Source organism: Paucibacter soli (assembly GCF_037482845.1).
GTDB lineage: Bacteria > Pseudomonadota > Gammaproteobacteria > Burkholderiales > Burkholderiaceae_C > Paucibacter_B > Paucibacter_B soli.
Map to the genome: position 1 here is coordinate 1 of NZ_JBBHJW010000013.1, position 23,602 is coordinate 23,602.

The following is a 23,602-nucleotide window of genomic DNA, read 5'->3' on the forward strand; positions in this document are numbered from 1 at the left end:
ACTGGCCGTTGGTGAGCGCATCGAGCTGGTCGCTGGCGAGCGCGCGCAGGGCCGAGGTGCTGAGCGACTTGATGTCAGCGGTTTCGATGGCAGCAATATGGGCAGTGGACAGGCTCACGACCTGGGCCGCGCTGAGTGCCGCCACCTGGGCCGAGCTGAGCGCCACGATGTCGGCCGTGGCCAGGCCGGGCATCTGGTCGCTGGTGAGTGCGCTGATCTGGCCCGTGGTGAGCGAGCCGATCTGGTCGCTGGTGAGGTCGGCAATCTGGTCGGAGCTGAGCGCCTTGAAGGCCGCCGTGCCGATGGCGCGCAGGTCGGCCGACTCCAGCTTGGGCAATTGCACCGAGGTCAGTGCCGCCACCTGGTCGGAGTTCAGTGCAGCGAACTGGGCGGTGCCCAGGGCGTTGAGGTCTTCGGTCGTGAGGTGGGCGATCTGGTCGCTGCTCATCGCCGCCACCTGGGCGGTGGTGAACTTGGCGAATTGATCCGAGACCAGCGCGTTCAGGTCGCCGGTGTTGAGGCCGCGCACCTGCTCGGTGGTCAAGGCGGCCACCTGGGCCGACGTCAGCGCCTGCAACTGGCCATTGGTGAGCGCATCGAGCTGGTCGCTGGTGAGGGCGCGCAGCGCCGCAGTGCCAAGCGACTTCAGATCGGCGGTCTCGATCGCGGCGATCTGGGCGGTCGAGAAGTTGACGATCTGGGCGGCCGTCAGCGAGGCCACCTGGGCCGAGCTCAGGGCCACCACGTCGGCCGTGCTGAGGCCCGGCAGCTGGTCGGTCGTCAGCGCGTTGATCTGGCCCGAGGTCAGTTGGCCGATCTGGTCGCTGGTGAGCTTGCCGATCTGGTCGGAGCTCAGCGCCTTGAAGGCGGCCGTGCTGATGGCGCGCAGGTCGGCCGATTCCAGCTTGGGCAGCTGCACCGAGGTCAGCGCCGCCACCTGGTCGGAGTTCAGCGCGGCGAACTGGGCGGTGCCCAGGGCGTTGAGGTCTTCGGTGGTCAGATGGGCGATCTGGTCGCTCGTCATCGCGGCGACCTGGGCCGAGGTGAACTTGGCGAACTGGTCGCTGGTGAAGGCGTTCAGGTCACCGGTGTTCAGGCCTTGCACCTGGGCGGTGGTGAGCGCGGCCACCTGGCCCGAGGTCAGGGCCTGCAGCTGGCCGTTGCTGAGCGCGTCGAGTTGGTCGCTGCTCAGGGCGCGCAGCGCCGAGGTCGACAGCGACTTCAGGTCGGCGGTCTCGATGGCAGCAATATGGGCGGTGGACAGGCTCACGACCTGGGCCGCGCTGAGTGCCGCCACCTGGGCGGAGCTGAGCGCCACGATGTCGGCCGTGGCCAGGCCAGGCATCTGGTCGCTAGTCAAGACGCTGATCTGAGCGGTGGTGAGCGAGCCGATCTGGTCGCTCGTGAGGTCGGCAATCTGGTCGGAGCTGAGTGCCTTGAAGGCGGCCGTGCTGATGGCGCGCAGGTCGGCCGATTCCAGCTTGGGCAGTTGCACCGAGGTCAGTGCCGCCACCTGGTCGGAGTTCAGTGCGGCGAACTGGGCGGTGCCCAGCGCGTTGAGGTCTTCGGTCGTCAGGTGGGCAATCTGGTCGCTCGTCATCGCGGCGACCTGGGCCGAAGTGAACTTGGCGAACTGGTCGCTGGTGAAGGCGTTCAGGTCCCCGGTGTTCAGGCCTTGCACCTGTGCCGTGGTGAGCGCGGCCACCTGGCCCGAGGTCAGGGCCTGCAACTGGCCGTTGGTGAGCGCATCGAGCTGGTCGCTGGCAAGCGCGCGCAGTGCCGCGGTGGTGAGGGCCTTGAGGTCGCTGGTCTCGATGGCGGCGATATGCGCGGTCGAGAGATTGACGATTTGCGCAGCGGTCAGCGAGGCCACCTGGGCCGAGCTCAGCGCCACGATGTCAGCCGAGGACAGGCCTGGCAACTGATCGGTGCTCAGCGCATTGATCTGGCCGGTGGTGAGCGAGCCGATCTGCTCGCTCGTCAGGTCGGATATCTGGTCGGAGCTCAGGCCCTTGAAGGCGGCGGTAGTGATGGCACGCAGGTCCGCGGATTCCAGCTTGGGCAGCTGGACCGAGGTCAGTGCCGCCACTTGGTTGGAGTTCAAGGCCGCGAACTGAGCCGTACCCAAGGCGTTCAGATCCTCGGTGGTGAGGTGGGCGATCTGGTCGCTTGTCATCGCGGCGACCTGGGCCGAGGTGAACTTGGCGAACTGGTCGCTGGTGAAGGCGTTCAGGTCACCGGTGTTCAGACCTTGCACCTGGGCGGTGGTGAGTGCGGCGACCTGCGCCGAGCTCAGCGCCTGCAGCTGGCCGTTGGTGAGCGCATCGAGCTGGTCGCTGCCAAGGTTGCGCAGCGCCGCGGTGCTCAGACCCTTGAGGTCGGCGGTCTCGATGGCCGCGATCTGGGCGGTGGAGAACAGGGCGATCTGTGCCGAGGTCAGTACGCCGATCTGGTTGGACGCGAGCGCGACGATGTCGGCGGTGTTCAGGCCGGGCAACTGGTCCGAGGTCAGGTTGACGACCTGGGCGGTGGTCAGCGCACCGACCTGGTTCGAGTTGAGCGCGCCGATCTGGACGGAGGAAAGGGTGCGGAAGCTGCTCGAACTGAGCGCCGCGAAATCGGCGGTCTCGAAGGCTTTCAGCTGCGTGCTGTTGAGCACCGAGATGCCCAGGGTGGAGATGGCCGCCGCCTGCGCGGTGGTGAGCGCGACGATCTGGTCGGTCCGGAAGGCAGCCCAGTCTTCCGTGGTGAGGTCCCGAATGGCCGCCGTGGTGAGTTCCGCGATCTGCTTGGTGGACAGAAGATTGATAAACGTGCTCATGATGGTCTCACCTGGAGGTTGTGTCGGTGTTCAGCTCGGCCACCAGGGCCGCGGGCTGTCGGATTCGTCGCGCTGGTGTCATGCGCATGGGCAAAACAAGCCATGGGGCCTGGCTGCTGGCCTGGGCCTGGTTTGCTGTAGTGACAGAACTGAACACCATGGAACTCACAAAGGTCGGGGCAGTCTTGCGGTGCCGGGGCAAAAAAATACCTGTTCGGACGCCTGACATAGCTCCAGGCGCTTCACTCGGTTTTCGGGCCCCTGCGGATTTACTTTAGGTTTCACTCCCGTGCCGGCCCCGCTTGCAGAGGTTTGGGCACACGGACTGCCGGACTTAGCCTGATTAAAGGTTTGGGTGCAGTGATGCTAGGGCCCGGAGCCGGGCAGGGAAGCCGTCATAAGGCCTTGTTTCAGCGCACTAATTGCGCCGCTGGGCGAAAAAACCGTGCAGATTTCACGCCCCGCGGCCGAACTCGGCGTCCTGGACCCTCAAGTTCCGCCGCGCGCTGGCGAGCGCTCAGGCCGGTATCTGGGCGGCGTCCAGACCGTTCTGGAAGTGCAGCCGCATCAGCTCGGCGGCCCTGGCGGGCGAGCGCGCGGCGAGGGCCGCCATCAGCTCGCGATGCTCCTGCAGCGAGTCCAAGAGCCTCCCGGCCTTGAACAGCGAGTGATGCCGATTCAGCTTGATGATGCGGCGCAGATCGCTAACCAACTGCTGGCGCAGGCGGTTGTCGTCGATCTCCAGCAGCTTGCGATGGAATTCCTCGTTGGCGGCAAAGAACTGGTCGCGCTCGCCGAGGCCGGCCTCCAACTGCTCATGCAGCCGCTGCAGCTCGGCCAGTTGGCTGGCGTTGGCCTTGCGCGCCACCTCGCCGGCGGCATCGCTTTCCAGCAGGGCCAGCAGTTGGTAGGCTTCGCGGACGTCGCGGTCCGAGAGTTCGGTGACATAGGCCCCGCGGCGCACCTTCATCGTGACCAGGCCTTCCACCGCCAGCACCTTGAGCGCCTCGCGCATGGGCGTGCGGCTGATGCCCATCTCCTTGCAGAGCTTGAGCTCGTCGATCCAGGCGCCGGGTTCCAGTTCACGGCCATAGATCTGCTGGCGCAGACGCTCCGCCACCTCTTGATAGAGCGCGCGGGGTGCCAGGCTGGCGGAAGGCTTGTTGGTGGAGTTGGCGGGCATGACACGTCAGAGTGTAGTCAAATTTTGCATTCATAATTATGAATAACGGAGCGGTATGATGCCGGGTCCGCAGGAGTCGAACATGATGTCTGAAGCAAGCAAGTCCCCGTCCGCCAACGCGTCCGCCGAGTTCGCGCCAGCCAGTCTGGAGCAATGGCACAAGGCGGCCGCCAAGTCGGCCCCGGGCGGCGATGTGGCGGCCCTGAACTGGCACACGCCCGAGGGCCTGACTGTTAAGCCGCTCTATACCGCGGCCGATACGGCAAACCTGCCGCATGCCGACACCTTGCCCGGCTTCGAGCCCTTTGTGCGCGGCCCGCAGGCCACCATGTATGCGGTGCGCCCCTGGACGATCCGCCAGTACGCCGGTTTTTCCACCGCCGAGGAGAGCAATGCCTTTTATAGAAAGGCGCTGGCCGCCGGCGGGCAGGGCGTGTCGGTGGCCTTTGACCTGGCCACCCACCGCGGCTACGACAGTGACCATCCGCGTGTGACCGGCGACGTCGGCAAGGCCGGCGTGGCGATCGATTCGGTGGAGGACATGAAGATCCTGTTCGACGGCATCCCGCTCGACAAGGTCTCGGTCTCGATGACCATGAACGGCGCGGTGCTGCCGGTGCTGGCCGGCTATGTGGTGGCGGCCGAGGAGCAGGGCGTCTCGCAGGAGCAGTTGAGCGGCACCATCCAGAACGACATCCTCAAGGAGTTCATGGTCCGCAATACCTATATCTACCCGCCCGAGCCGTCGATGAAGATCATCGGCGACATCATCGAGTACACGGCAGCCAAGATGCCGAAGTTCAACTCGATCAGCATCAGCGGCTACCACATGCAGGAAGCCGGCGCCAACCAGGCGCTGGAGCTGGCCTTCACGCTGGCCGACGGCAAGGAATATGTGAAGACGGCGATTGCCAAGGGCATGGATGTGGACGACTTCGCCGGCCGCCTGTCCTTCTTCTGGGCCGTGGGCATGAACTTCTATCTGGAGATCGCCAAGATGCGCGCCGCGCGTCTGCTCTGGTGCCGCATCATGAAGGGCTTCAATGCCAAGAAGCCCAAGAGCCTGATGCTGCGCACCCACAGCCAGACCTCGGGCTGGAGCCTGACCGAGCAGGACCCCTACAACAATGTGGTGCGCACCACCATCGAGGCGATGGCCGCGGTGTTCGGCGGCACGCAATCGCTGCACACCAACTCGCTGGACGAGGCGATTGCATTACCCACCGAGTTCAGCGCCCGCATCGCCCGCAACACCCAGCTCATCATCCAGGAAGAGACCCACATCACCAATGTGATCGACCCCTGGGCCGGCAGCTACATGATGGAGAGCCTGACGCAGGACATGGCCGACAAGGCCTGGGCCATCATCGAGGAGGTCGAGGCCATGGGTGGCATGACCAAGGCTGTGGACAGCGGCTGGGCCAAGCTCAAGATCGAGGCCAGCGCGGCCGAGAAGCAGGCGCGCATCGACTCGGGCAAGGACGTGATCGTGGGCGTCAACAAGTACAAGCTTTCAAAGCAGGATGCGATCGAGATCCTGGATGTGGACAATGTGAAGGTGCGTGACGGTCAGATTGCGCGTCTCAATGCGATCAAGGCCAAGCGCGATGGCGCGGCGGTGCAGGCCGCGCTGGCCGCGCTGACCGAGGCCGCCACGACGGGGCAGGGCAATCTGCTGGACCTCAGCATCCAGGCCATGCGCCTGCGCGCCACGGTCGGCGAGGTGTCCGACGCGCTGGAAGCCGTCTACGGCCGCCACCGCGCCGACACACAAAAGGTCACCGGCGTCTACGCGGCGGCCTATGACTCGGCCGAGGGCTGGGCCAAGCTGCAGGACGAGATCAAGGCGTTCGCCGAGGCACAAGGCCGCCGCCCGCGCGTGATGATCGCCAAGCTCGGCCAGGACGGCCATGACCGCGGCGCCAAGGTGGTGGCCACCGCCTATGCCGACCTGGGCTTTGATGTGGACATGGGCCCCTTGTTCCAGACCCCCGAGGAATGCGCCCGCCAGGCGATCGAAAACGATGTGCATGCGGTGGGCGTTTCCACGCTCGCCGCCGGCCACAAGACCCTGGTGCCGGCCATCATTGCCGAGCTTCAGCGGCAGGGTGCCGACGACATCATCGTGTTCGTGGGTGGGGTGATTCCGGCGCAGGACTATGAACAACTGTACGAGGCCGGTGTGAAAGGCATCTATGGGCCTGGCACGCCGATTCCGGCCAGCGCCAAGGATGTGCTGGAGCAGATCCGGCAGGCGGTCGCCTGATATGGCCCACCCCCTACCGGCTGCGCCGGCCCCCTCGAGGGGGCGCCGCGTCCCTAGGCCCGGCAAAGCCGGATCCTGGGACGCCGCTCGATCTGCGGCGTCAATGCAACGAGCGTTCCTGGGGCGACCATGGATGTGACGCGCCCAGTGCCGTCTTTGGCTGAACGCGTTCTAGGTGGTCCTGGCCCGCTGCAACGCCGGGCCATCGCCAAGACCATCACCCTGCTGGAATCGACCCGCGCCGACCACCGTGCTCAGGCCGATGCCCTGCTGACCGAGTTGCTGCCGCACAGCGGCAAGTCGCTGCGCCTGGGCATCTCGGGCGTGCCGGGGGTCGGCAAGAGCACCTTCATCGAGGCCCTGGGCCTGATGCTGATCGCGCGCGGCCACCGCGTGGCGGTGCTGGCGGTGGACCCCTCCAGCAGTGTCTCGGGCGGCTCCATCCTGGGCGACAAAACCCGCATGGAGCATCTCTCCATGGACGAACGCGCCTATATCCGCCCCAGCCCCAGCAGCGGCACCCTGGGCGGCGTGGCCGAGAAGACGCGCGAGGCCATGCTGGTCTGTGAAGCGGCGGGCTACGACATCGTCATCGTCGAGACCGTGGGCGTGGGCCAGAGCGAGACCGCGGTGGCCGGCATGACGGACATGTATGTGCTGCTGCAGCTGCCCAACGCCGGCGACGACCTGCAGGCCATCAAGAAGGGCGTGATGGAGCTGGCCGACCTGGTGGTGATCAACAAGGCCGACATCGACGCCGCCGCCGCCACGCGCGCCCAAGCCCAGATCGCCTCCTCGCTGCGCCTCTTGGGCCTGCACCACCGGCCCGACCATGTGGCGCATGACGCGCAACAGTGGCACGCCCAGGTGATGCAGCTCAGCGCCCTCAAGGCCGCGGGGCTGGACCGCTTCTGGGACCTGGTGATGCAGTTCAAGGCCCTGCAGCAGGCGGGTGGCCGCTTTGCCGCCAAGCGCCAGCAGCAGGCCCTGGCCTGGATGTGGGAGCGCATCCAGGCCGGCCTGAGGCATGAATTTTCCGAGGCGCCGGCCGTGCGGGCGGCGCTGGCTGACACCACCGAACGCGTGCTTCAGGGGCAACTCGCGCCGTCGACCGCAGCCCGAGCGCTGCTGAACAAATTCTTTGGAGACCAACACCATGCATGACATCCAACAGATGCTCGAAGAAAAGCGCGCCAAGGCGCGCCTGGGCGGCGGCGAGAAACGCATCGCCGCCCAGCATGCCAAGGGCAAGCTGACCGCACGCGAGCGCCTCGAACTGCTGTTCGACGAGGGCAGCTTCGAGGAATGGGACATGTTCGTCGAGCACCGCTGCGTGGACTTCGGCATGGCCGACAACAAGATCCCCGGCGACGGCGTGGTGACCGGCTACGGCCTCATCAACGGCCGCCTGGCCTTTGCCTTCAGCCAGGACTTCACAGTGTTCGGCGGCGCGCTCAGCGAGGCCCATGCCGAGAAGATCTGCAAGGTGATGGACCAGGCCATGAAGGTGGGCGCACCGGTGATCGGCCTGAACGACTCGGGTGGCGCGCGCATCCAGGAGGGCGTGGCATCCCTCGGCGGCTATGCCGACGTGTTCCAGCGCAATGTGATGGCCTCGGGCGTGATCCCGCAGATCAGCATGATCATGGGCCCCTGCGCCGGCGGCGCGGTGTATTCGCCGGCCATGACCGACTTCATCTTCATGGTGAAGGATTCCTCCTATATGTTCGTCACCGGCCCCGAGGTGGTGAAGACGGTCACGCATGAGGAAGTCACGGCCGAGGAACTGGGCGGCGCCGGCACCCATACCAGCAAGAGTGGTGTGGCCGACCTGTCCTTCGACAACGACGTTGAAGCCATCCTGATGTTGCGGCGCTTCTTCAACTACCTGCCGCTCAACAACCGCGAGAAGGCGCCCACGCGCCCCAGCGGCGATCCGGGCAACCGCGTTGACATGTCGCTGGACACCCTGGTGCCCGACAACCCCAACAAGCCCTACGACATGAAGGAGCTGATCCTGAAGACGGTCGACGATGGCGACTTCTTCGAGCTGCAGCCCGACTACGCCAAGAACATCATCATCGGCGTGGCGCGCATGGAGGGCCAGACGGTGGGCATCGTGGCGAATCAGCCGCTGGTGCTGGCCGGCTGCCTGGACATCAAAAGCTCCATCAAGGCGGCGCGCTTCGTGCGCTTCTGCGATGCCTTCAACATCCCGGTGATCACCTTCGTCGACGTGCCCGGCTTCATGCCCGGCACCTCGCAGGAGTACGGCGGCATCATCAAGCATGGCGCCAAGCTGCTCTACGCCTATGCCGAGTGCACCGTTCCCAAGGTGACCGTGATCACCCGCAAGGCCTATGGCGGTGCCTACGACGTGATGGCCTCCAAGCACCTGCGCGGCGACGTCAACTTCGCATGGCCTAACGCCGAAATTGCGGTGATGGGCGCCAAGGGCGCGGTGGAGATCATCTTCCGCGAGGACAAGGGCGACCCCGAGAAGCTGGCGGCCAAGGAAGCCGAGTACAAGGCCCGCTTTGCCAACCCCTTCGTGGCGGGCGCGCGCGGCTTCATCGACGACGTGATCCAGCCGCACGAGACCAGGAAGCGCATCAGCCGCAGCCTGGCGATGCTGAAAGACAAGAAGCTGGAAAACCCGTGGCGCAAGCACGGGAACATTCCTCTTTAATTGGCCGGCCGGAGAAAAACAATGTTTACCAAGATCCTGATTGCGAATCGCGGGGAGATCGCCTGCCGCGTCATCAAGACGGCCCAGAAGCTGGGCATCAAGACGGTGGCGGTCTATTCGGAGGCCGACAAGGACGCCCGCCATGTGGAGCTGGCCGACGAGGCCGTGCTCTTGGGTCCGGCGCCCTCGCGCGAGTCCTATCTGGTGGCCGACAAGATCATCGCCGCGGCCAAGGCCACCGGCGCGCAGGCCATCCACCCCGGCTATGGCTTCCTGAGCGAGAACGAGGCCTTCGCGCGCCGCGTTGAGGAAGAGGGCCTCGTCTTCATCGGCCCCAAGCATTATTCGATCGCGGCGATGGGCGACAAGATCGCCTCCAAGAAGCTCGCGGGCGAAGCCAAGGTCAACACCATCCCCGGCCACAACGAGCCCATCCTCTCGGCCGAGGAGGCGGTGCAGATCGCCAAAGGCATCGGCTACCCGGTGATGATCAAGGCCAGCGCCGGCGGCGGTGGCAAGGGCCTGCGCGTGGCCTTCAACGATCGTGATTGTTTCGAAGGCTTCACGTCCTGCCGCAACGAGGCGCGCAACAGCTTTGGCGACGACCGTGTCTTCATGGAGAAGTTCGTCGAGGAGCCGCGCCATATCGAGATCCAGGTGCTGGGCGACAGCCAGGGCAATGTGGTCTATCTGCATGAGCGCGAATGCTCGATCCAGCGCCGCCACCAGAAGGTCATCGAGGAGGCGCCGTCGCCCTTCATCAGCGAGGCCACGCGCCGCGCCATGGGCGAGCAGGCCGTGGCCCTGGCCAAGGCGGTGAAGTACCAGAGCGCCGGCACGGTGGAGTTCGTGGTCGGCAAGGATCAGAGCTTCTACTTCCTGGAGATGAACACCCGCCTGCAGGTCGAGCATCCGGTCACCGAATGCATCACCGGCGTGGACCTGGTGGAGCAGATGATCCGCGTGGCCGCCGGCCAGCCGCTGGGTTTCAAGCAGCAGGACATCCGCCGCGAGGGCTGGGCCATCGAGTGCCGCATCAATGCGGAAGACCCCTTCCGCAACTTTCTGCCCTCGACCGGCCGGCTGGTGAAATACCAGCCGCCCGAAGGCCCGCTGCAGCAGGGCCGCGAGACCCTGCAGGGCCCCGCCTACGAGAACGGCGAGTTCGGTGGCGTGCGCGTGGATACCGGCGTCTACGAGGGCGGCGAGATCCCCATGTTCTACGACTCGATGATTGCCAAGCTGATCGTGCATGGCCGCGATCGCCAGGATGCGATTGCCAAGATGCGCGAGGCGCTCAACGGTTTCGTCATCCGCGGCATCTCCAGCAACATTCCCTTCCAGGCCGCGCTGCTGGCGCATCCGGATTTCGTCAGCGGCAACTTCAACACCGGCTTCATCGCCCAGCATTACGCCAGCGGTTTCCGCGCCGAGGACGTGCCGCATGACGACCCCTTGTTCCTGGTGGCGCTGGCAGCCTTCGTGCGCCGCAAGACGCGCGAGCGCGCCGCCGGCATCAGCGGCCAGATGCTCGGCCATGAGTTGCAGGTCGAGAGCGACTATGTGGCCGTCGTCAACGAGGGTGCGGGCGAGTACCAGTGGCACCAGGTGCATGTGTCCGAATTCGCCGGCCAGGCGGGACGTGCCACGGTGCAGATCGGCAGCCATGCCTACCGCATCGAATGCCGCTCGCGCCTGAACGACATCCGCCTGACGGGCACGGTGAACGGCCAGCCCTTTGTGGCCCAGGCCGAGCGCGGCGCGGCCAAGAACCCGCTGGCCTACAAGCTCACCCACAATGGCACGGCCATCGAGGTGATGGTGCTGACGCCGCGCGCCGCGGCCCTGTACGAGCTGATGCCCTACAAGGCGCCGCCCGATACCAGCAAGTTCCTGCTCTCGCCCATGCCGGGCCTGCTGGTTCATATTGCCGCTCAGCCCGGCCAGACCGTGCAGGCCGGCGAACGCCTGGCGGTGATCGAGGCCATGAAGATGGAGAACATTCTCCTGGCCACGCAGGACGTGAAGGTGGCCGAGGTGCTGGCCAAGACGGGCGAAAGCCTGTCGGTGGATCAACCCATCCTGCGCTTCGAGTGATAGGCGCCCGGCGCATGCTGCGCCAGGCTTGGCGGCCCATGCGCGAGCGCGGCCTGGCCGGCTACCAGGCCTTGCTCTGGTACCTGCCTTCGGCCGCGCTGCTGCGCGCCTGGCGCGCGCTGGCGGGGCCGCTCAACGCCAGGGTCTTGGGGCCCTGGCTGAACGCCAGGCGCTTCGCACGCTTCCAGGACGGTCTGCCGGCAACGCCGGGCTTGCGGCTGTACCTGATCGTGATGCCCGACACCCTGCATTTCCTGCTGCCCTGTGTGGCGCTGTTGCGCGGCCAGGCGCCCATCGTGCTGCTGGCCAATGGCGCCAGGCCCTGGGAGCTGCGCCTGCTGCAAAAGCGCTTCCCCGAGCTGCCGTTGTTCAGGCTGCGCTGCCTGCCCTGGTCGAGCCAGCCCCATGGTGATGTGTTGAGCCTGCTGATCGAGCATCAGCGCGGCGATTTCGCCGTGGTGGACCACGATGCCTATGTCTTCGATCCGGCACTGCTCCAAAAACTGCAGCCGGGGCCGGGCGAGTGCGTGGTTGCTTCGTTTGCATTAACGGGGCAACGCTGCGGTTTCGATGTGCCGCTGACCCATGTGCTGAGCCTGCGCGCCGAGGCCTTGCGGACCCTGATGCACGCGCATCGCGTCGATGCCCGCCAGTACCGTAAGGCGCCGCGCACGGCCATCGCCGCCCTGCAGCGCATCGGTCTGGGTGAGCAGCAATTCTTCAAGGACTATCAGCGTTTCCACGATACCTTGCATGTGCTGCTGGCGGTGGCCTTGGCGCAAGGCTGGAAGGTAAGAACCCTGCCGCAGGACGAAGCGCTGCCGGTGTTTCATATCGGCGGCACCAGCATCGGCAGCCACCATACGAAGAGCCTGTTCGCGCTCTATGTGCACTTGCGTTTTCTGGAACTGGTGGACGATGCCGAGATCTGGGCGCGCTACCGCTTCATGGTGCATCCCTTGCGCAGCGCTGCCGAGCTGCTGGCAAGGCCGCTGCCCGCCGATCCGGCCTGGGCCGCGCTGCCGGTGCTGGACGCGCTGATGCTGCGCCTGGCGGCCGCATTCCCATCATCATCATCAGATCATCAAGGTGCTAGACCATGAGTCAAACCAAACCCTATCGCATCCTCGGCATCCAGCAGATCGCCATCGGCGGACCCGACAAGCAGGCCTTGCGCAGGCTGTGGGTGGATGTGCTGGGCCTCACCGTCACCGGCAACTTCGTCTCCGAGCGCGAGAACGTCGACGAGGACATCTGCGCCATCGGCAGCGGCCCGCACAAGATCGAGGTGGACCTGATGCAGCCCCTGGACCCAGAGAAGAAGCCGGCGGTGCACGCCACGCCGCTCAACCATGTGGGCCTGTGGGTGGACGACCTGCCCAAGGCCGTGCAATGGATGGCCGCCAAGGGCGTGCGCTTCGCGCCCGGCGGCATCCGCAAGGGCGCGGCCGGCTACGACATCTGCTTCATCCACCCCAAGAGCAACGAGGAGTTTCCGATCGCCGGCGAGGGCGTGCTGATCGAGCTGGTGCAGGCGCCGCCCGAGGTGGTGGCGGCGCTGGCATAACTCAGGGCGCGGCGGCAATCGCCAGCGCCAGCTGCCACAGCGCGCTGCGGTGCGCGCTCACCAGCGCATCCATGCTGCCGTCGCCGGCGTCTACCTCGATGCGGCGCTCGCTCACCTGCGGGCGGCTCTTGCCGCTCGGGTCCACCAGGGTCCAGCGTGCCTGCAGCACCACGCTGCGGCCATCGGTGCTGGCGTCCAGGCGCTGCACCTCGACGCGCAGCTGACGTTCCACCTGCACGCCCGGCGGCAGCGGCATGCGCCAGACCTGCGCGCTGCCGCGCAGACTTGCCAGGTCTTGCGCCAAGAGGCGTGGCACCGCGTCGCGCAGCGGCTCGGCCCAGCGCTGGTTGGGGCTGTGCTGCAGGCTGGCCTGGCCCGTGGGGCGCACGATGGCGTCGCGGTCGAGGTACTCGGGCAGCAGCACCGGACCCAAGGCCCATACTGCCTGTGTCGTGGCCGCCGGCGCTTCCGAGGGGGGCTCGGCGCGCAGCTGGTAGAGCTGAATCGGCGGCGAACTGCTGCAGGCGCCCAGCAGTAGCAAGAGCATCCCGCCCAAGCAGATCAGTCGTTTGTTCATCGGCGCCCCTTCAAGACGGATTCCGGCTGTTGGTCCAAGGTGTCGGCCAGCTCGCGCAAGGCACGCGCAGCCCCCGAAACATCCTTGAGTGCACGCTGCAGGTTCTGGTTCAGCGGCGCATCGTCCTGCGCCGCATCGGCCAGCGCGGCGGCGGCGCGGGTCAACTCCTGGGCCGCGCGCTGCAGATCCTTGACCATCGCGCCCTCGGGGTTGAAGGTCTTGCCCACGCGCTGCGCGGTATCGTCCACCGAGACCGCGGCCTTGTTCATGCGCTCCATCGCCAGCTTGGTGGCGTCCAGGGTGCTCAAGCTGGCGTCGGCCAGCGGGCCGAAGCGACGGTCGATTTGCTCGGTGAGGCGGCGCAGGTTGGTGGCGACGGCCTCGATGTCCTTCACCGCATGGCTCAGCTCGGGGCCCTCCAGCAGGCGCCTGCCCGAGCTGGCAATGGCCGAGAGGTCACCCACCAGACGCTTGATGTCGAGGCCGTCGACCTGGTTCTTTAGGTCCTGCAGCGGCGTGGTGACGGTGGGAATCTCGATCTCGGCGCGCGCTTCTGCGGGTGCGCCAAGCGCCTTGCCGGGGCGAAAGTCCAGGTCGATATAGAGCTGGCCGGTGAGCAGGCTCTGCATCGCCAGCTGCGCGCGTAGACCGCGCCCGACCAGGGCGTTCATCGAGGCCACCACGGTGCCGGGCTGGTGCTCGCCGGTGAGGTTGCCCAGCATGTCGCGCTCGAGCTCGGCCACCACGGGAATCGACACCTCGTTGTGGGCGCGGTCGTAGGCCACGCCTATGGAGCTGACGCTGCCCAGCCGCACACCGCGGAACACCACCGGCGCGCCCACCTGCAGGCCGTAGATCGAGCCATTGAAATACATCACCACCTTCTGCTTGCCGCCCAGCAGCTTGCCGCCGGCAATCACGAACACGGCGACGAACAGCACGATCAGCGCCGTGACGACAAACAAGCCCAGGAGGGCCGGGTGGCCGTGGCGTTTTCTCATGGCCGCTCTTTCCGGCGCAGGAAGGCGCGCACCGTGTCGGGTCCGGTTTCCAGCAATTGGCGCGGCGCGTCCAGCGCGATCATGGTCTTTTCCTTGGCGTCGAGAAACAGGGCGCGGTCGGCCACCGCGAAGATGCTGTCCAGCTCATGCGTGACCAGCACGATGCTGGTGCCCAGATGATCGCGCAAGTTCAGGATCAGCTCGTCCAGCCGTGCCGAGGTGAGGGGGTCCAGGCCGGCCGAGGGCTCGTCCAGGAACAGCAGCGGCGGATCCAGCGCCATCGCGCGCGCAATCGCCGCGCGCTTCTTCATGCCGCCGCTGAGCGCCGCGGGCGACTCGTCGAAGGCGCCGTCCAGCCCCACCAGGGCCAGCTTGAAGCGCGCCAGCTGCTCGGCGGCATCGTCGTCCAGCTCGGTGAACTCGCGCAGCGGCAGCATGACGTTCTCGCCCACCGTCATCGAACTCCACAGCGCGCCGGCCTGGAACATCACGCCGAAGCGGCGGCGCAGCTCGGCGAGCTGCGCATCGTCGGCCTCGGCCAGGTCCACATCGCCATGGAGCACGCGGCCCGCGGCAGGCGTCTGCAGACCGATCAGATGGCGCATCAGGGTGCTCTTGCCGCAGCCGCTGCCGCCCATCAACACCAGGATCTCGCCGCGCCGCAGCTCAAAGCTGAGGTCTTTTTGAATCACCCGGCCGGCCACGGCCAGGCTCAGGCCTTCGGCGCGCAGCAGGGGCTTGGCGGGCTCTGCCATCACCACCCCAGGCGCTGGAACATGATGGTCAGCGCCGAGGCCGCCACCACGATCCAGATGATGGCCTGCACCACCGCCGCGGTGGTGGCATCGCCCACCGCCTGGGCGCTGCGGCCGGCGTTGAGGCCCTGGCGGCAGCCCGCCAGCGCCACCAGGATGGCGTACACCGTGCCCTTGAGCAGGCCGATGCCGGCGTGCGCCAGGGTCAGGGCCTGCGAGCTGCGATAGAGGTAGTCCAGCATCTCGACCTGGTAGATGCCCACGGCCACCAGCAGGCCGGCGCCCATGCCGACCACGGCCGCATAGGTGGTCAGCAGCGGCGCCATCAGGGCCATCGCCAGCACGCGCGGCAGCACCAGATGCTCGACCGGGTTCAGCCCCATGGCGCGCAGCGCATCCACCTCTTCGTTGGCCTGCATGCTGCCCAGCTGGGCGGCGAAGGCCGCGCCCACGCGGCCCGAGAGAATGATGCCGGTCATCAGCGCGGCGATCTCGCGCACCACGCCTATCGTCACCAGATCGGCCATGAAGGACTGGGCGCCCAGGCGCTGCAGCTGGGCCGCGCCCATATAGGCAATGATGAGGCCGACCAGAAAGCTCACCAGCGAGACGATGGGCAGGCTGGCGGGGCCGCAGGCATGGAGCTGGCGCGCAAGATCCTCGCCACGCATCGCGGTGCTGCCGCGCATGGCCTTGTAGAGCGAAGCCAGTGTTTCGCCCACAAAGCCCAGCGTGGTGCTGGTGCGGGTCAGGCGCGCCAGCCAGTCCATACCCACCTGGGTCAGCCAGCGCGAGCGCCGGCTGCGCGGCGGGCTTGCGGTGCCGCCTGCACGGCTGCTGGTGGCCAGCGCCAGGATGCCCCGCAGGCCGGCCGGCAGCTGGCTGGTGTCCAGCGCCATGCCGCTGCGCTTGCCCAGGGCCCAGAGCGCGGCGGCCAGCTGGCTGTCGAAATGGCTGATGGCGCTGCCGTCGATGCGCCAGCTCGTGCCGCTGGATGCCGGCGGGGCGGGCAGGGCGGACTGGCCGCGCCAATCGCCCGCCAGGCGCAAGATCTGACCCTGGGCATCGGCGTCCCAATGGGCCTGCGCGGGCGCCGGGCCCGTCTCCAATGCTGTAGTCAACGGCAATTCGGACAACTCGTTCAAGGCCTCTCCGATGCAGCCCGCCAGGTTCGCTGGCCGCAGGTTAACAGGGCCGCGGCGCGCCCCTCTGAAGATTCGCTTGGTTCATGCACTAAAATCCCGCATTCATTTCTCGTACCGGAGCCATCAATGGGCAACAAGATCGTCACCGAGGCCATGCGCCGTGCTTCCCCCCGTCCCGCTGCGACCGCTGGCGTGACCCTGACCACCGGCCGCGGCCAGAAGATCAGCCTCGAGCGCGGCTCGCACACCCGCAGCAAGAAGAACCCCGGCAAGCGTCCGCACAAGGGCGGCTGAAGCCAAGCGCGCCGCGGCGGCCCGCCGCAGGCGCTGCAGATTTGATCAACAGGCCCCAGCCTTGCGCGGGGCCTGTGTCTTTTTACCGTACCCTTCCGTCATGCTGCGACTCACCGAACTCCGCCTGCCGCTCAACCATGCCGAGGACGCGCTGCGCCCCGCCGTGCTGGCGCGCCTGGGGCTCAAGGATGGGCAGCTGAAGAGCTACACCGTCTTCAAGCGCAGCTACGACGCGCGCAAGAAGAGCGCCATGGTGCTGATCTACACCGTGGACTGCGAGCTCGACGACGAGGCCGCCGTGCTGGCCCGCTTTGCCGGCGACGCGCATGTGAAGCCCACGCCGGACATGGACTACAAATTCGTCGGCCAAGTGCCGGCGGACTTCTACGCCGGCGCGCGCCCGCGCCCGGTGGTGATCGGCTTCGGCCCCTGCGGCATTTTTGCGGCCCTGATCCTGGCCCAGATGGGCCTGCGCCCCATCGTGCTGGAGCGTGGCCGCCAGGTGCGCGAGCGCACCAAGGACACCTGGGGCCTGTGGCGCCAGGGCGAGCTGAACCCCGAATCGAATGTGCAGTTCGGCGAGGGCGGTGCCGGCACCTTCTCGGACGGCAAGCTCTGGAGCCAGATTTCCGACCCGCGCCACCTCACGCGCAAGGTGCTGAACGAGTTCGTCAAGGCGGGTGCGCCCGAGGAGATCCTGTTCGTCAGCAAGCCGCACATCGGCACCTTCCGCCTGGTCAGCATGGTGATCAAGATGCGTGCCGAGATCGAGGCCCTGGGCGGCGAGATCCGCTTCGAGCAGAAGGTCACCGACCTGTTGATCGAGAAGGGCCATGTGCGTGGCGTCACGCTCGCTTCCGGCGAGCAGATCGCCACCGACCAGGTGGTGCTGGCCCTGGGCCATAGCGCGCGCGACACCTTCCAGATGCTGCATGCGCGCGGCGTCCATATGGAGGCCAAGCCCTTCTCGATCGGCTACCGCATCGAACATCCGCAAAGCGTCATCGACGCGGCGCGCTTCGGCCCGAATGCCGGCAACCCCATCCTGGGCGCGGCCGATTACAAGCTGGTCCATCATGCCAGCAATGGCCGCTCGGTCTACAGCTTCTGCATGTGCCCAGGCGGGACGGTGGTGGCGGCCACCTCGGAGCCCGAGCGCGTGGTCACCAATGGCATGAGCCAGTATTCGCGCAACGAGCGCAATGCCAACGCCGGCATCGTGGTGGGCATCTCGCCGCAGGACTACCGGCAGGATGGCAGGACCGAGGGGCCGGTGAGCCCGCTCGACGGCATGGCCTTCCAGCGCATCTGGGAGTCGCGCGCCTATGAGCTGGGCGAGGGCGGCTACAAGGCCCCGGGCGCACTGGTGGGCGACTTCATCAAGCGCCAGCGCAGCAGCGCGCTTGGCAAGGTCATGCCCAGCTACAAGCCGGGCGTCACGCTCACCGATCTGCAGCAAAAAGGCCGTGGCAGCCTGCCCGACTATGCGCTGGAGGCGATACGCGAGGCCTTGCCGGCCTTCGAGCGCCAGATCCGCGGTTTTGCCATGGCCGATGCGGTGCTCACCGGGGTCGAGACCCGCACCTCCTCGCCCCTGCGCATCACGCGCGGCCGCGACTACCAGAGCCTGAATGTGGCCGGCCTGTTCCCGGCGGGCGAGGGCGCCGGCTATGCGGGCGGCATCATGTCCGCGGGCGTGGATGGCATCGAGGTGGCCGAGGCGGTGGCGCGGCAGATGCTGGGGCTGTCCGTCTGAATTGCTTCGCGGAATGCGAAGCATGGTTTTTGTTGCTAGGTAGACTTGCATGTTGCGCGAAGGCTAGACTGGCCTCGCCACAGCCACACCATGCGACTCGACCTCACCACCCTCAACCTCGTGCTCGCGATCGAGCAGACGCGCTCGATCACGCGCGGTGCCGAGCGCGAGCATCTGGCGCTGGCCGCCGCGAGCAAGCGGCTCTCGGACCTGGAGTCGCGCCTGGGGGTGCAGCTGTTTGAGCGCCGCGCCCGGGGCGTCGAGCCCACCGAGGCCTGCCGCGCCCTGGTGCGCCATATCCGCTCGTTGCACGCCTCGCTGCATGCGCTGGAGAGCGAGGTGGTGGAGTTTGCGCGTGGCATCAAGGGGCATCTGCGCATTGCCGCCAACGCCGGCTCGATCGCCGAATGCCTGCCGCCCGACCTGGTGGCCTTCTCGCAAGCACACCCGCAGATCCGCATCAGCCTGGAAGACCTCACCAGCGCCGAGGTGCAGGCCGCGGTGGCCGAGGGGCGCGCCGATGTGGGCGTGTTCACCGCGCCGCTGCTGGACAACCGCCTGCAGACCTGGACCTACCGCCAGGGCCGCCTGGCGGTGCTGGTGCCCAAGGGCCATGCGCTGGCCAAGCGCAGCGCGGTCAGCTTCGACGACCTGCTGGACTACGACCTGATCGGCCTGCATGCCGGCGCCGCCGCGCAGGACCTGATGCGCGAACAGGCGCTGGCGCGTGGCCGCACCCTGAAGGCACGCCTGCAGGTGCGCGGCTTCGATGCGATCGCGCAGCTGGTGGAGGCGGGCCTGGGCGTGGCGGTGCTGCCCGGCGGGCCGGCCGAACGCTTTGCCCGCGTATTCGATTTGAAAACCCTGCGCCTGGAGGAAGACTGGGCGCAGCGCGACTATGTGCTGGCGGTGGCGCGCCAGGAGCGCCTGCCCATGGTGGTGCAGCGCTTTGTGGACAGCCTGTGTCCACCCCAATCCGACAAGGGATGAACAAGCATGACGACGGCAAGAACGCTTTACGACAAGCTCTGGGATGAGCATGTGGTGCACACCGAGGACGACGGCACGGCCGTGCTCTATATCGACCGCCATCTGGTGCACGAGGTCACCAGCCCGCAGGCCTTCGAAGGCCTGGACCTGGCGGGCCGCAAGGTCTGGCGGCTCTCCGCCAATCTGGCGGTAAGCGACCACAACGTGCCCACCACCGACCGCAGCCAGGGCATTGCCGACCCGATCTCCAGGCTGCAGGTCGACACCCTGGACCGGAACTGCGACCGCCATGGCCTGACCCAGTTCAAGATGAACGACCGTCGCCAGGGCATCGTGCATGTGATCGGCCCCGAGCAGGGTGCCACCTTGCCCGGCATGACGGTGGTGTGCGGCGACAGCCACACCTCCACCCATGGCGCCTTTGGCGCGCTGGCGCATGGCATCGGCACCTCCGAGGTCGAGCATGTGCTGGCCACGCAGACGCTCTTGGCCAAGAAGGCCAGGAATATGCTGATACGCGTGGAGGGTCAGGTCATGCCTGGCGTGGGCGCCAAGGACATCGTGCTGGCCATCATCGGCAAGATAGGCACGGCGGGCGGCACCGGCTACACGATCGAATTCGCCGGCTCGGCCATTCGTGCGCTGAGCATGGAAGGCCGCATGACGGTCTGCAATATGGCGATCGAGGCGGGCGCGCGCGCCGGCCTGATCGCGGTGGACGCGACCACCATCGCCTACTGCCAGGGCCGGCCCTTCAGCCCCAAAGGTGTGGAGTGGGAGCAGGCGGTGGCCTACTGGCGCACCCTGCACTCGGACGCCGGCGCGCATTTCGACGCCGTGGTGGAGCTGGACGCGGCGCAGATCCGCCCGCAGGTCAGCTGGGGCACCTCGCCCGAGATGGTGCTGTCCATCGAGGACCGCGTGCCCGACCCCGACAAGGAAAAGGACGCCGTCAAGCGCGGCGCCATCGAGCGCGCGCTGCAGTACATGGCCCTGGAGCCCAACAAGGCCATCAGCGACATTCGCATCGACAAGGTCTTCATCGGCTCCTGCACCAACAGCCGCATCGAGGACATGCGCGAGGCCGCCGCGGTGGTGCGGCGCCTGGGTGGGCGGATCGCCAGCAATGTGAAGCTGGCGCTGGTGGTGCCGGGCTCGGGCCTGGTCAAGGCGCAGGCCGAGGCCGAAGGCCTGGACCAGGTCTTCAAGGCTGCCGGCTTCGAGTGGCGTGAGCCCGGTTGCTCGATGTGCCTGGCCATGAATGCCGACCGGCTGGAGCCCGGCGAGCGCTGCGCCTCCACCAGCAACCGCAATTTCGAAGGCCGCCAGGGCGCCGGTGGGCGCACCCATCTGGTCAGCCCGGCGATGGCCGCGGCCGCGGCCATGCAGGGCCATTTCGTTGACGTTCGCAGGATTTCGTGATGGAAAAGTTCACCGTGCACAAGGGCCTGGTGGCCCCGATGGATCGCGACAATGTCGACACCGACGCCATCATCCCCAAGCAGTTCCTCAAGTCGATCAAGCGCAGCGGCTTCGGCCCCAATCTGTTCGACGAATGGCGCTATCTGGACGCGGGCGAGCCCGGCCAGGATCCGGCCACGCGCCGGCCCAACCCGGACTTCGTGCTGAACCAGCCGCGCTATGCGGGCGCCTCGATCCTGATCGCGCGCAGCAACTTCGGCTGCGGCTCCAGCCGCGAGCATGCGCCCTGGGCGCTGGAGCAATACGGCTTCCGCGCGCTGATCGCGCCCAGCTTTGCCGACATCTTCTTCAACAACTGCTTCAAGAACGGCGTACTGCCCATCGTCCTGCCCGAGGCGCAGGTGGCGCGCCTCTTTGACGAGGTGGCGGCCTTCCCGGGCTACCAGCTGAGCGTGGACCTGGCGCGTCAGGTGGTCGTCAAGCCCGATGGCAGCGAGCTGCCGTTTGAAGTGCAGGCCTTCCGCAAGTTCTGCCTGCTCAATGGCTTCGACGACATCGGCCTGACCCTGCGCCATGCCGACAAGATCAAGGCCTTTGAGGCCGAGCGCCTGGCCACCAAGCCCTGGCTGAACAACCGTTTGATCGGATGATTCCACTATGAAAATCGCAGTCCTGCCCGGTGATGGCATCGGCACCGAAATCGTCGCGGAGGCCGTCAAGGTCCTGAACGTACTCGACCTCAAGTTCGAACTGGAAACCGCGCCGGTCGGCGGTGCGGCCTATGAGGCCAGCGGTCATCCGCTGCCGGAGGCCACGCTCAAGCTGGCCCAGGCCGCCGACGCGGTGCTGTTCGGCGCCGTAGGCGACTGGAAGTACGACAAGCTGGAACGCGCGCTGCGCCCCGAGCAGGCCATCCTCGGGCTGCGCAAGCAGCTGGGCCTGTTTGCCAATTTCCGGCCGGCGATCTGCTACGAGCAGCTCACCCATGCCTCCAGCCTCAAGCCCGAGCTGGTGTCAGGTCTTGACATCCTCATCATCCGCGAGCTCACCGGCGACATCTATTTTGGCCAGCCGCGCGGCCGCCGCACCGCGGTGGACGGGCATTTCCCGGGCAGCGAGGAGGCCTTCGACACCATGCGCTACTCGCGCCCGGAGATCGAGCGCATCGCCCATGTGGCCTTCCAGGCGGCACGCAAGCGCAACAAGCGCGTGACCTCGGTGGACAAGGCCAATGTGCTGGAGACCTTCCAGTTCTGGAAGGACGTGGTCACCGAGGTGCATGCCCAGTATCCGGATGTGGAGCTGGACCATATGTATGTGGACAACGCCGCGATGCAGCTGGTGAAGGCACCCAAGCGCTTCGACGTGGTGGTGACCGGCAATATGTTCGGCGACATCCTCTCGGACGAGGCCGCCATGCTCACCGGCTCGATCGGCATGCTGCCCTCGGCCTCGCTGGACAAGAACAACAAGGGCTTGTACGAGCCCAGCCATGGAAGCGCGCCTGACATCGCCGGTAAGGGTGTTGCAAACCCGCTGGCTACAATACTGTCAGCTGCCATGATGCTCAAGTTCTCCCTCAACCAGCCCGAAGCCGCCGCCCGTATCGAGGCGGCTGTTGGCGCTGTGTTGTCCCAGGGTCTGCGTACCGCGGACATCTGGAGCGAGGGCACCCAGAAGGTGGGCACGCGCGAGATGGGTGATGCGGTCGTCGCCGCCTTGACGGGCAACACCGCCACCATGACCAAAACCATTAAGAGCTAGTTCAGCTCCGGTTCGTCTCGCCCCAACACCCCCGGCGAAGCGAGCCGGGGAAGGAAGAGCTTCCAACTTTTCTAGGGCGATAGAGGTAAGCAGATGACGACACTTGTAGGACTGGTAGGCTGGCGCGGCATGGTGGGCTCGGTGCTCATGGACCGCATGAGCGCTGAGCGTGATTTCGACCTGATCGAGCCGCTGTTCTTCAGCACTTCGAACGCTGGCGGCGCCGCCCCGGCCCAGGCCAAGAACGAAACCAAGCTGCAGAACGCTTTCGATATCGAGCAGCTCAAGCGCTGCGAGATCATCATCACCGCCCAGGGCGGCGACTACACCACCGAGGTTTATCCCAAGCTGCGCGCCGCCGGCTGGAACGGCCACTGGATCGACGCCGCCTCGACGCTGCGCATGGCCAGTGACGCCGTCATCATCCTCGACCCGGTCAATATGCCGGTCATCAAGGACGCGCTCGTCAAGGGCGGCAAGAACTGGGTGGGCGGCAACTGCACCGTCAGCTGCATGCTGATGGGCGTGGGCGCGCTCTACAAGGCCGGTCTGGTCGAGTGGATGAGCACCCAGACCTACCAGGCAGCCTCGGGCGGCGGTGCCCAGCATATGCGCGAGCTGCTGACGCAGTACGGCACGCTCAATGCCGAGGTGAAGGCGCTGCTGGACGATCCCAAGAGCGCCATCCTCGAGATCGACCGCCGCGTGATCGCCAAGCAGCGTGCGCTCTCGGCCACCGAGACGGCGAACTTCGGCGTGCCGCTGGGCGGCTCGCTGATTCCCTGGATCGACAAGGACCTGGGCAATGGCCAGTCCAAGGAAGAGTGGAAGGGCATGGCCGAGACCAACAAGATCCTCGGCATGGGAGAGGGCTTCGGCACGGCCGCGGTTCCGGTGGATGGTTTTTGCGTGCGTGTGGGCGCGATGCGCTGCCACAGCCAGGCCCTGACCTTCAAGCTCAGGAAGGATGTGCCGCTGGACGAGATCGAGGGCATGATCGCAGCCGACAACGAGTGGGTGAAGGTCGTGCCCAATACCCGCGAGGCGACGCTGCAAGACCTGACCCCGGTGGCAGTGACCGGCACCATGAGCATCCCGGTGGGCCGCATTCGCAAGCTTGCGATGGGCCCCGAATACCTGGGCGCCTTCACCATCGGCGACCAGTTGCTGTGGGGCGCCGCCGAGCCGCTGCGCCGCATGCTGCGCATCCTGCTCGCTCGGTGATTACCCCAGGCTGATCCCACCCCTCGTTGCCGGCAAGCCACATGCTGGTAA

General features: G+C 66.7%; 18 protein-coding genes and 1 pseudogene. 13 read left to right on the plus strand and 6 right to left on the minus strand.

What is annotated here, in order from left to right; all coding sequences use genetic code 11:
* Nucleotides 1–2,821, minus strand: a pseudogene (locus WG898_RS22870) (heme utilization protein); the annotation flags it as partial.
* A gap of 517 nt (nt 2,822–3,338) precedes the next feature.
* Nucleotides 3,339–4,004: a GntR family transcriptional regulator gene (locus tag WG898_RS22875; RefSeq protein WP_339605098.1), complete on the minus strand. Its 666-nt coding sequence runs from the start codon at nt 4,002–4,004 to the stop codon at nt 3,339–3,341.
* An 82-nt stretch (nt 4,005–4,086) separates the two neighbouring features.
* Here WG898_RS22875 and scpA point away from each other — a divergent pair, with 82 nt between their 5' ends.
* From scpA to WG898_RS22905, 6 genes are all read left to right on the plus strand, one after another.
* Nucleotides 4,087–6,270 carry a methylmalonyl-CoA mutase gene (gene scpA, locus WG898_RS22880; protein ID WP_339605099.1) on the plus strand — a complete coding sequence of 728 codons (2,184 nt, stop codon included), beginning with the start codon at nt 4,087–4,089 and terminating at the stop codon, nt 6,268–6,270.
* 129 nt (nt 6,271–6,399) lie between these two features.
* Nucleotides 6,400–7,434: a methylmalonyl Co-A mutase-associated GTPase MeaB gene (gene meaB / locus WG898_RS22885; protein ID WP_444718990.1), complete on the plus strand. Its 1,035-nt coding sequence runs from the start codon at nt 6,400–6,402 to the stop codon at nt 7,432–7,434.
* Nucleotides 7,427–8,959 carry an acyl-CoA carboxylase subunit beta gene (locus tag WG898_RS22890; RefSeq protein ID WP_339605101.1) on the plus strand — a complete coding sequence of 511 codons (1,533 nt, stop codon included), beginning with the start codon at nt 7,427–7,429 and terminating at the stop codon, nt 8,957–8,959. Before meaB ends, WG898_RS22890 begins: the two co-directional genes overlap by 8 nt.
* A gap of 21 nt (nt 8,960–8,980) precedes the next feature.
* Nucleotides 8,981–11,056, plus strand: coding sequence for an acetyl-CoA carboxylase biotin carboxylase subunit (locus tag WG898_RS22895; protein WP_339605102.1), 2,076 nt, complete (start codon nt 8,981–8,983; stop codon nt 11,054–11,056).
* 14 nt (nt 11,057–11,070) lie between these two features.
* Nucleotides 11,071–12,159 (plus strand): hypothetical protein, encoded by a 1,089-nt coding sequence (locus WG898_RS22900; RefSeq protein ID WP_339605103.1) that lies wholly within the window; start codon nt 11,071–11,073, stop codon nt 12,157–12,159.
* Nucleotides 12,156–12,623, plus strand: a complete 468-nt coding sequence (locus tag WG898_RS22905) for a VOC family protein (RefSeq protein ID WP_339605104.1) — start codon at nt 12,156–12,158, stop codon at nt 12,621–12,623. The genes WG898_RS22900 and WG898_RS22905 overlap by 4 nt, the downstream gene beginning before the upstream one ends.
* Nucleotide 12,624: 1 nt before the next feature.
* Here WG898_RS22905 and WG898_RS22910 read toward each other — a convergent pair whose 3' ends face one another.
* Genes WG898_RS22910 through WG898_RS22925 form a run of 4 tightly spaced genes read right to left on the minus strand, consistent with a single transcriptional unit; the run spans nt 12,625 to nt 16,101 of the window.
* The gene (locus tag WG898_RS22910; RefSeq protein ID WP_339605105.1) at nt 12,625–13,200 is read right to left on the minus strand and encodes a PqiC family protein; all 576 of its coding nucleotides are present in this window, start codon (nt 13,198–13,200) and stop codon (nt 12,625–12,627) included.
* Nucleotides 13,197–14,201 (minus strand): MlaD family protein, encoded by a 1,005-nt coding sequence (locus tag WG898_RS22915; protein ID WP_339605106.1) that lies wholly within the window; start codon nt 14,199–14,201, stop codon nt 13,197–13,199. The genes WG898_RS22910 and WG898_RS22915 overlap by 4 nt, the downstream gene beginning before the upstream one ends.
* Nucleotides 14,198–14,956 (minus strand): ABC transporter ATP-binding protein, encoded by a 759-nt coding sequence (locus WG898_RS22920; protein WP_339605107.1) that lies wholly within the window; start codon nt 14,954–14,956, stop codon nt 14,198–14,200. Before WG898_RS22920 ends, WG898_RS22915 begins: the two co-directional genes overlap by 4 nt.
* A complete protein-coding gene (locus tag WG898_RS22925) occupies nt 14,956–16,101 on the minus strand; it encodes an MlaE family ABC transporter permease (RefSeq protein ID WP_339605108.1) in 1,146 nt (381 codons plus the stop codon). The genes WG898_RS22920 and WG898_RS22925 overlap by 1 nt, the downstream gene beginning before the upstream one ends.
* A gap of 126 nt (nt 16,102–16,227) precedes the next feature.
* On the opposite strand from WG898_RS22925, the gene WG898_RS22930 reads away from it, so the two are divergent.
* The 7 genes from WG898_RS22930 (at nt 16,228) to asd (ending at nt 23,551) form a co-directional block, all read left to right on the plus strand.
* The gene (locus WG898_RS22930; RefSeq protein WP_285232006.1) at nt 16,228–16,395 is read left to right on the plus strand and encodes a hypothetical protein; all 168 of its coding nucleotides are present in this window, start codon (nt 16,228–16,230) and stop codon (nt 16,393–16,395) included.
* Nucleotides 16,396–16,495: 100 nt separating this feature from the next.
* Nucleotides 16,496–18,151, plus strand: coding sequence for an NAD(P)/FAD-dependent oxidoreductase (locus WG898_RS22935; RefSeq protein ID WP_339605109.1), 1,656 nt, complete (start codon nt 16,496–16,498; stop codon nt 18,149–18,151).
* A 90-nt stretch (nt 18,152–18,241) separates the two neighbouring features.
* Nucleotides 18,242–19,141 (plus strand): LysR family transcriptional regulator, encoded by a 900-nt coding sequence (locus WG898_RS22940; protein ID WP_339605110.1) that lies wholly within the window; start codon nt 18,242–18,244, stop codon nt 19,139–19,141.
* Nucleotides 19,142–19,147: 6 nt separating this feature from the next.
* The gene (gene leuC, locus WG898_RS22945; protein ID WP_339605111.1) at nt 19,148–20,563 is read left to right on the plus strand and encodes a 3-isopropylmalate dehydratase large subunit; all 1,416 of its coding nucleotides are present in this window, start codon (nt 19,148–19,150) and stop codon (nt 20,561–20,563) included.
* Complete coding sequence (gene leuD / locus WG898_RS22950) at nt 20,563–21,213, plus strand: 3-isopropylmalate dehydratase small subunit (protein ID WP_339605112.1); 651 nt, start codon at nt 20,563–20,565, stop codon at nt 21,211–21,213. Before leuC ends, leuD begins: the two co-directional genes overlap by 1 nt.
* Before the next feature lie 7 nt (nt 21,214–21,220).
* On the plus strand, nt 21,221–22,327 hold the full coding sequence (gene leuB / locus WG898_RS22955; protein ID WP_339605113.1) for a 3-isopropylmalate dehydrogenase: 1,107 nt from the start codon (nt 21,221–21,223) through the stop codon (nt 22,325–22,327).
* 93 nt (nt 22,328–22,420) lie between these two features.
* Nucleotides 22,421–23,551, plus strand: a complete 1,131-nt coding sequence (gene asd, locus WG898_RS22960; RefSeq protein WP_339605114.1) for an aspartate-semialdehyde dehydrogenase — start codon at nt 22,421–22,423, stop codon at nt 23,549–23,551.
* Nucleotides 23,552–23,602 lie beyond the last annotated feature (51 nt).